Below are 1,957 nucleotides of genomic sequence, written 5' to 3'. Positions count from 1 at the left end.
TCGTAGTCAGGACGAAGAGTCCTTTCTTTGATGCGGACTAGCATTCGGAACGATCAAACGTTATTAGGTTCGATCGCCAAAAGTTCTTCTGCTACCAATCCTTTCTGAATCGCGAGCACTGCTGCTTGAGTGCGATCGCGCACTTCCAATTTTTGCAAAATCGCGTGCACGTGAACTCGCACTGTCCCCGGAGCGATGTACAATATTTGTGCAATTTCCTGATTGCTTTTCCCGCCCGCAACTAAAGCTAATATTTCCTGTTCTCGCTTAGTCAGCGGATTGTCTAAAGTTTCTGATTTTACCCCGACTTTCACAGGTTCAGGATTAGCAAAAACCGCCCGAATTTCCTCAGTCACCACCTTGTCCCACCACGAAGCGCCCGTCGCTACCGATCGAATTGCCAAAACCAAAGTTTCCGCCGCAATTCCCTTGAGACAATAGCCTTGAGCGCCCGCCGCAATCAATCTTTCAATTAAAGTTTTTTGGGCGTGAGATGTTAAAATCAAAACCGGAATTTCTGGATGTCTCTGTTTAATTTGGCGGCACGCTTCAATGCCACCAATTCCCGGCAAACCCACATCCAGAACCACCACATCCGGCAAGTGTTCCTGAGTCAATTCTACCGCCGTTTCTCCATCTTCCGCCTCGGCAATTACTTGCAAGCAACTTTCTTGTTGCAATCTGGTTTGCAATCCCAACCTAAACAGTTCGTCGTCTTCAACTAAGAGAATTCGCAAGAGAGAATTAGGTTTCATTGGCGGAGATGGCTGGTAGTCTGAATCCAAACAAAGCGCCTAAAGGCAATTTGTTTTCTGCCCAAATTATACCGCCGTGGGCGTCAATAATTTGGCGAGACAAGTATAACCCCAATCCCGACCCTTTGGCTTGCCGATCGCCATTTCCTTGATAAAAACGCTCGAACAGGTGCGGTAGTTCCGAAGCGGTAATTCCCAAGCCGCTATCGAGCACTTTTACTACCTGATAGCTCGCCGATGATTCCATGACTATTTCTACTTTACCACCTCGGGGAGAATGGTTGAGCGCGTTTGTTAATAAATTAGCAAAAACGCGCTGGAGTTGGACTGAATCGCCATTTACCCACAAAGAGCGACGGAAATTTGACTCTCCATAATTAATACTAATGTAAACTCGGCGCGCTGCCGATAAATGGATGAGTGTGGCGATTACTTCTTCTGCTAAAGCTGCTAAATTTACGGGCGCAAGTTGCAGTGTTAAACCTTCGGCATCGTTGCGGTAAACATCCAGCAGCGTCTCTACTAATTGTAGTGACATTTTGTGCGATCGCGCCATTGTTTCGAGAACTTTTTGCTGGTTGGTAGTCACTTCCCCAAATTGGGCTGACTCAAAGGCTTTTATTGTTTCAATTGCGCCCAGCATCGGCGTTTTCAAGTCGTGACTCAAAGTCGAGACAAAATCTTCTCGGATGCTGGCTAGCTGCTGTTGAGACTGCAACTGAGCTTTGGCGATCGCGATCGCTTCTTGATACTGCTGGTTGCGATCGCTCAAATATCCCGTGACTCCCAAAGCCATCACTGCGATCAGTCTATTTGCAACTGTCGCTAGGGCGATCTTTTCTCCGTAAGGAACAAACAAATTTAACAGCGTCAATGCTGCTGCTACCAGCGTAATTTGTAACTTACCCAAACGACTCAGGCGCGAATTTGCCAGTAAAATCGGCCCCGTGTAAAAGTATCCAAACAGATATTCCGAGGGCGTAGTAAATTCTAATGCTACAACGATCGCGAATAAAATGGCGAGCCTCTTCGAGGGCTGCGCTAACGACCACCTTCCGCGCAAATACTTTTCTTGAATTTGCAGGTTTTTGGCGATTTTTAATAAGCTTTCAAACATCCTCGATTAATCCATTTTATAATAGACAAGATTGCATAAGTCTTTGATTGATACAGAAACCGCAGATGTCAGACAGATAAACGCA

General features: G+C 46.2%; 2 protein-coding genes. Both read right to left on the bottom strand.

Annotated elements, in window-relative coordinates:
* Positions 1-53 precede the first annotated feature (53 nt).
* Positions 54-755, bottom strand: coding sequence for a response regulator transcription factor (locus QT974_RS32030; RefSeq protein ID WP_333472404.1), 702 nt, complete (start codon positions 753-755; stop codon positions 54-56).
* On the bottom strand, positions 745-1,872 hold the full coding sequence (locus QT974_RS32025; protein WP_333472403.1) for a sensor histidine kinase: 1,128 nt from the start codon (positions 1,870-1,872) through the stop codon (positions 745-747). Before QT974_RS32025 ends, QT974_RS32030 begins: the two co-directional genes overlap by 11 nt.
* Positions 1,873-1,957 lie beyond the last annotated feature (85 nt).

The sequence above is a fragment of the Microcoleus sp. BM001215392 genome (genome assembly GCF_036700185.1).
GTDB lineage: Bacteria > Cyanobacteriota > Cyanobacteriia > Cyanobacteriales > Microcoleaceae > Microcoleus.
The sequence above is the reverse complement of the archived record's forward strand: the minus strand, read 5'-3'. Positions and strand labels throughout refer to the sequence as shown.

Bases quoted from the DNA above. Each gene is read 5' to 3' on its own strand.
- QT974_RS32030 (WP_333472404.1), bottom strand. From the start codon at position 755: ATGAAACCTAATTCTCTCTTGCGAATTCTCTTAGTTGAAGACGACGAA.
- QT974_RS32025 (WP_333472403.1), bottom strand. From the start codon at position 1,872: ATGTTTGAAAGCTTATTAAAAATCGCCAAAAACCTGCAAATTCAAGAA.